Raw genomic sequence first — 6,582 nt, 5'->3', positions numbered from 1 at the left:
TTCGTCACGGCACTCAAATCTGGTCCTGATCGCTCGAGTGTTGAACGGTTTAACCGCGAAGTCCTTTGTCGGTAACTGAAACATCTACTGGCAAGAATGTTGCAGTAGAACGTTTCAGTAGATCAGATCAGAAGAGCCTCCATGAGGCACGCGGGTCCTTCGGTCCCTGCCCATCCCAGACCACGAGTCCAAGGTCCCGTAGCGCTTGGAGATGGCGGGACGCCGTGGGACGAGCAAGATCAGCAAGTTCGGCCACTTGACCAGTTCCAAGGGGTCTTCCTTCGAGGCGGAGTACGTCGAGAACCCGACGCGCACTCTTGGTGAGACCGGAGCGAACATCGTCAGGGAGCGCGTCTGCCGAGGACAGAACGAGGCGCACAGATCCGCTGGTCTGGGTGTAAATCGGATCGGTGAGCCCAAGGCTGCGCATCTCACTGAATATGCGCACGATCCCTTCGCCGAGTTCTCGCGCGATACCAAGGTCGGAGCAGACCCGGACAATGCGGGGGTTACGGGCATATCGGCTGATAGTCAGTGGTTTGGCCGGGTCGGCGAGTCCGGGAAAACGGCCGGGATTCGAGATCTCGATTCGATTCGGAAATATCTCGAATCGAACGTGATCGCCTGCCATCGAGTACGAGCGGTGCAGGACAGCGTTAACCAAGCCTTCGAGCCATACATCTCGAGGGATGATGGGACGGGACTCGAATCGTCCGCTCCGTGCCAACGGCTGGGTATTTGGTACCCACTCTTCGATCAGTGCGGCGGCGTGGATGATTTGCTCGGGAATCGAGCCTTCGCAACGGATGTCGCCGCCCGAGAGGAGGGTCATCCTGGCCCCTGTGCCGCGTTCGTTGTCGGCATAGCGCAGGACTCGAACGACCGCACTCGGGAACAGAGACTGCGGGCGTTCGGCAAAGAGTAGCCAGCCGGCCACAGTCAGATGCCCATTGCGAGTGAGTAGGTCGCGTGCCGCCAACATACCTTCCGGAGTAGCCGCACCGATCGCATCTTGATATGCGCTAACCTGCGCGGCGCTGAGGTCATGGCGCGTAGCGTCGACGCTCGTTCCGTCGAAAGGAGCGCTGCCACGGTCGTATTCGAGTTCACGTCGTTGGGCGTAGCCGAGCCTGCGGGATTCGTCGCCGACACGAAGATAGACCTCTCCTTTCGTATTTTCGTGGACATGCTCCCCCGGATCAATCTGGAACACGAGCACAATCTGGTCGGCGGCGGTCCTCAACTCGGCTACTTTGCACCGTACGACGGGGGTCGTGAAGTCGTGGGCGGTCTGGAGGAGCTCGTTCACCCGACTGGGTGCTACCCCATCGATCGCGCCGTCGTGAATCCCAACGGCAACGTACCCGCCCTCGGCATTCGCCATTGCGATGAGTGGCACCGCGACGTCCCGTGCAGCGGTGCGCCCGGACTTGCGCTCGTACCACTGCCCTTCGTCAAGCGTGGCCAGCTGCAGAGCCGCCTCGGCGGCCGTGAGGGCAAGCACGCGGTCAACCTCGCCAGCCTGCATGGAAATTACTGTAACATTTTTCCAGTGCAGATCAGTTTAGGTGGTGTGAGGTGGACTCTCTGCGCTATTGGCGACGTTCGCGGCAGCTTCTACTGTCAGGAGTGATACGGCATGGCGAATCGATTGGTTGCGGCGACGAGCCCCTACTTGAACCAGCACGCCGAGAATCCGGTGGATTGGTGGGAGTGGAAGCCGGAGGCGTTCGCCGAGGCGGCGCGCCGGGATGTGCCGGTGCTGTTGAGCGTCGGGTATGCGGCGTGTCATTGGTGTCATGTGATGGCGCACGAGTCGTTCGAGGACGAGGCCACGGCCGCGCAGATGAATGCCGATTTCGTGTGCATCAAGGTCGATCGGGAGGAACGGCCCGACATTGACGCCATCTATATGAACGCCACCGTCGCGATGACCAGGCAGGGTGGGTGGCCGATGACGTGCTTTCTTGCCGCCGACGGTGCGCCGTTCTATTGCGGCACCTACTACCCGCTCACCCCGCGCGGGGGTCAGCCGTCGTTCCGGCAGGTGCTCACCGCGATCACCGAAGTATGGACGCAGCGCCGCGATGAAGTCGCCGAAGTCGGTGATCAGGTGCGTAAACATTTGAGCGACAACGTATCTGCTCTTCCGTTCGCAGGGCGGGGGATCGACGACGCTCTGCTCGACGCCGCGGTCACCGCGATCCTGGCCGACGAGGATCCGGTCGCGGGCGGTTTCGGCGGGGCGCCCAAGTTTCCGCCGTCGGCGCTGCTCGAAGGGCTGCTGCGGCACAGTGAACGGACCACGCCGCGGGCGCGGGACGCGGCGATCGGTACCTGCGAGGCGATGGCGCGGGGCGGCATCTACGACCAACTCGGCGGCGGGTTCGCCCGGTACGCCGTCGACAACGCCTGGGTGGTACCGCATTTCGAGAAGATGCTGTACGACAACGCGCAACTGTTGCGGGCTTACGCACACCTGGCGCGCACCACGGGTAACGCTCTGGCGCTGCGGGTGACCGAGGAGACCGTCGAGTTCCTGGAGCGGGATCTGCGGGTCGGCGGTGGGTACGCATCGTCGCTCGACGCCGACGCCGGCGGGGTGGAGGGCTCCACCTATGTGTGGACGCCCGCGCAGTTGGCCGATGTGCTCGGTGCCGACGACGGTGCTTGGGCCGCAGATCTTTTCGGTGTCACCGAGGCCGGAACTTTCGAACACGGATCGTCGACGCTGCAACTGCCGCGCGACCCCGATGAAACGGAGCGTTGGGCGCGGGTGCGGGCTCGGCTTCTTGCTGCCCGCGCCGCACGTCCCCAGCCGGCTCGCGACGACAAGGTGGTCACCGCCTGGAACGCGATGACGGCCACCGCGCTTGCCGAGTCCGGTGCGGGACTGGGTCGTCCCGACTGGGTCGAGTCCGCGGTATGGTGTGCCGGATCATTGTGGGACAACCACATTCGTGACGGTCAACTCCGCCGGTCATCGCTCGGCGGAGTTACCGGCGATCCGCTGGGTGCGCTCGACGACCATGCCGCGCTGTGCGTCGCGCTGCTGACGATCCACCAGGTGACCGGTGACCTCGTCTGGCGCGATCGTGGTGTCACGCTGCTCGAGAGGACCATTGAGCTGTTCGGTGACCCCGACGCTGTCGGAAGCTGGTTCGACTCAAGCGAATCCGGGCTCATCGTGCGGCCACGCGATGCCGTCGACGACGCCACCCCGGCGGGTGCCTCGCTGCTGGCCGAAGCCTTGCTGCTCGGCTCGTTGCTCGCCGAAACTGACATGGCGACACGATATTCGGAACTGCTCGACGCGACACTGGGCCGCGCGGCGATCCTCCTGTCGAAACTCCCGCGTTCGTCCGGTCATTGGCTCGCGGTGGCCGAGGCCGTGCTCACCGGGCCGTTGCAGATCGTCGTCGTCGAAACCCCGGACAGTACAGGCGAATTGGTGGCAGCCGCCCGTCGGCTGGCGCCCGGCGGGTCGGTTGTGGTTGCCGGCGAGAAGGATTCGTCACCTCTGCTGGCCGACAGGGGAACGGTCGACGGTACCGACGCCGTCTACGTCTGCCGGGGCACGGTATGCGGGCTGCCGGTGACGACCGTCGACGCACTGGCCACCCAACTCACGTCGTGACCGTGCTGTCGATCCCGGGAACCGAGATCAACAGCACACTCAGATCGATGCGCTCAGCCATTCGTCCACTGTGGACCCGCTGTTATGGATTGCGCAGAGCCTCCGTGAAGCGATCGGCAACCCAGTCGATCTCGTCGTGGCTGATCACCAGCGGCGGTGCCAGCCGCACCGTGCTGCCGTGGGTGTCCTTGGCCAGCATGCCACACTCGGCCAGGCGTAAGCAGAACTGTTTACCGGTGCCGAGCACAGGGTCGATGTCGATGCCTGCCCACAGACCTTTACCCCGCACCGCGAACACCCCGTGCCCGATGAGTTCACGTAGCCGCGTGTGCAGGTGTGCGCCCAGGTCGGCGGCCCGCGCCTGCCAGGTGCCGTCGGCAAGCATGTCAACGACGGTGTGCCCGACGGCCGCGGCCAGCGGATTGCCGCCGAACGTGGAACCGTGCGTGCCGGGGGTGAGTACCCCGAGAATGTCGCTGTCGGCGACCACCGCCGACACCGGCAGAATGCCGCCGCCGAGGGCTTTGCCGAGGGTGAACACATCGGGGGTGACGTCCCAGTGCTCGACGGCGAACGTCTTGCCGGTCCGGCCGAGGCCGGACTGGATCTCGTCAGCGATCATGAGCACGTTGCTTTCGGTGCACAGGGCACGCAGGCGCGGCAGGTAGTCGTCGGGTGGCACGATGATCCCGGCCTCACCCTGGATCGGTTCGACGAGCACCGCGACGGTGTCGGCGGTGATGGCGGCGGCCAGCGCTTCGATGTCGCCGTACGGGACCCGATCGAATCCCGGTGTGTACGGGCCGAATCCGGCGCGCGCCTCGTCGTCGTCGCTGAAGCTGATGATGGTGGTGGTGCGGCCGTGGAAGTTGCCGCCCGCCACGACGATCCGCGCGTGTCCGTCCGGCACCCCCTTCACGTCATAGCCCCATTTTCGGGCCACCTTGATGGCCGATTCGACGGCCTCGGCGCCGGTGTTCATCGGCAGCACCATGTCTTTGCCGCACAGATCGGCCAGTGCAGTGCAGAACGGCTCGAGCCGGTCGGACAGGAACGCCCGGCTCGTGAGGGTCACCCGGCTTAGTTGTTCGGTCACTGCCGCGACGATCCGCGGATTGCGGTGCCCGAAGTTCACCGCCGAGTATGCGCCCAGGCAGTCGAGGTAGCGGACGCCGTCGACGTCGGTCACCCACACTCCTTCGGCGGTCGCCGCCGTGACGGGGAGTGGTGAGTAGTTATGTGCCACATGAGATTCGACGTCGAATCTGGTTGCGTTCATGTCTGAATCCCCTTCACGACACTGTGATCGGTCTGCCGGCACCCGTAATTCCAGGGTGCAGCACTTGATTCCACCTCCGCCCTTGAGCAGTTCGGACAGATCGACGGTGATGGGACGGTAGCCGGCGTCGGCGATATGTGTCGTCAATTCCATTGCTGCGTCGGTCATCACAACGTTATGACCGTCGGAGACCAGGTTGAGTCCCAATGCCAGCGCATCGGCCTCCGAGGCGATGATCGCGTCCGGGAACAGTTCGCGGAGCACCGCGAGCGAGGCGGGGGAGAACGCCGGCGGGTAGTAGGCGATGGTGTGCGCGTCGAGTACCCCCAGCGCTGTGTCCAGGTGATAAAACCGCGGATCGACAAGCTCGAGTGTGATCACCGGAAGTCCGGTGATCTCGGCGATTTCGGCATGGGTGTCGCGGTCCGTGCGAAAGCCCGTGCCCGCCAAGATCCGATCGCCGACGACGAGGAAATCACCCTCGCCCTCTTGGACACCTTCGGTGCGGCACACGGTCGCGCCCGCGAGCGTCGCAAACCATTCGGCGTAGTGCTCGGCTTCGGGTGCCCGTTCGGGAAAGGCGAAGCGGGCGGCCACGATCCGGTCGCCGACACTGAGTCCACCGTTGGCGGCGTACACCATGTCGGGCAGGCCGGGCTGGGCGTCGACGAGGTGCACGGTGTGCCCAAGGCTCGCGTAGGTGTCGCGCAGCCGTTGCCATTGCCGCACCGCCAGATCGGTGTCGACGGGGATGTCCGGGTTCATCCACGGATTGATGGCATAGCTGACGGTGAAGTGGATCGGTGGGGTCATCGCGTAGGTGCGCGGTGTCGCGCTTCGCGTGGTCGCGTGGGTTCCGATGGGGTTGGTCAGCGTCATGAATCGAGCGTATCGTCGGCATAATGTGCAAACAATCGATGTTGATTGCTCATCTGCACAACAAATAGTTTGTAGATTGTGAAAGGGCGGTGATCTGTTGCGAAAGCTGGACGATCTGGACGAGCAGGTGCTCGCCGCGCTCACTCGCGATGCCCGGGCCACATACGCCCAGATCGGTGACGAGGTCGGGCTGAGCGCTCCGGCGATCAAACGCCGCGTCGACAGGCTTCTCGACGACGGCGTGATCCGTGGTTTCACCGCGGTCATCGATCCGGGTGCGATGCAGTGGACCACCGAGGCCTACGTGCAGGTGTTCTGCCGCGGCAACATCTCACCCGACGACCTGCGCGCCGCCTGGGAACCGATTCCCGAGATCGTTTCCGCCGCAACGGTCACCGGCTCGGCCGACGCCATCCTGCGGGTCGTGGCCCGCGACGTCGGGCACCTCGAACAGGCCCTCGAACGTATCCGGCGGGCCGGTGCCGTCGACAGGTCGGAGTCGATCATCATCCTGTCGCGGCTCATCGACAGGGCACATCCGTGATCCCGGCGGGAACACGTGTGCTACGGTGATCGGCGTGAATACACGTGTACGCGCCTATTGGCGCTTTATCGAGGCTCCGGGTGGGGCCACGGTGAAGCGCTGAATCGCGTTCGCACAAAACCATCCGGAGCCCGAGCAGTGACCAATGTGGTCGCTGCTCTTGTCGTTTCAGGGCACCGGAACAACACCAGGGACTGTGCCCCGGGATGTCGAAGACACGACCGACGACAGGCACAACCTGAA

4 protein-coding genes are annotated in these 6,582 nt (G+C 64.4%); 2 read left to right on the top strand and 2 right to left on the bottom strand.

Annotated elements, in window-relative coordinates:
* Positions 1-127: 127 nt before the first annotated feature.
* Positions 128-1,528, bottom strand: coding sequence for an ATP-binding protein (locus KDB67_RS03705; RefSeq protein ID WP_291012534.1), 1,401 nt, complete (start codon positions 1,526-1,528; stop codon positions 128-130).
* A gap of 111 nt (positions 1,529-1,639) precedes the next feature.
* Between KDB67_RS03705 and KDB67_RS03700 the strand changes: the two genes are divergently transcribed.
* On the top strand, positions 1,640-3,637 hold the full coding sequence (locus KDB67_RS03700) for a thioredoxin domain-containing protein (protein WP_291012530.1): 1,998 nt from the start codon (positions 1,640-1,642) through the stop codon (positions 3,635-3,637).
* 82 nt (positions 3,638-3,719) lie between these two features.
* Here KDB67_RS03700 and rocD read toward each other — a convergent pair whose 3' ends face one another.
* Positions 3,720-5,795: an ornithine--oxo-acid transaminase gene (gene rocD / locus KDB67_RS03695; protein WP_291012527.1), complete on the bottom strand. Its 2,076-nt coding sequence runs from the start codon at positions 5,793-5,795 to the stop codon at positions 3,720-3,722.
* Positions 5,796-5,892: 97 nt separating this feature from the next.
* Between rocD and KDB67_RS03690 the strand changes: the two genes are divergently transcribed.
* Entirely contained in the window at positions 5,893-6,339 is a 447-nt protein-coding gene (locus KDB67_RS03690; RefSeq protein ID WP_291012525.1) for an Lrp/AsnC family transcriptional regulator, read from the top strand.
* The last annotated feature ends 243 nt before the right edge of the window (positions 6,340-6,582 follow it).

Origin of the sequence: Gordonia sp. (in: high G+C Gram-positive bacteria) (assembly GCF_020438995.1) — a bacterium.
Classification (GTDB): Bacteria; Actinomycetota; Actinomycetes; order Mycobacteriales; family Mycobacteriaceae; genus Gordonia.
Note: the sequence above shows the minus strand (reverse complement) of the source record. Positions and strands in the feature narration are given on the sequence as shown.

Excerpts from the sequence above, each read along its gene's own strand:
- KDB67_RS03705 (WP_291012534.1), bottom strand. The coding sequence starts at position 1,528 with ATGCAGGCTGGCGAGGTTGACCGCGTGCTTGCCCTCACGGCCGCCGAG.
- KDB67_RS03700 (WP_291012530.1), top strand. The coding sequence starts at position 1,640 with ATGGCGAATCGATTGGTTGCGGCGACGAGCCCCTACTTGAACCAGCAC.
- rocD (WP_291012527.1), bottom strand. The coding sequence starts at position 5,795 with ATGACGCTGACCAACCCCATCGGAACCCACGCGACCACGCGAAGCGCG.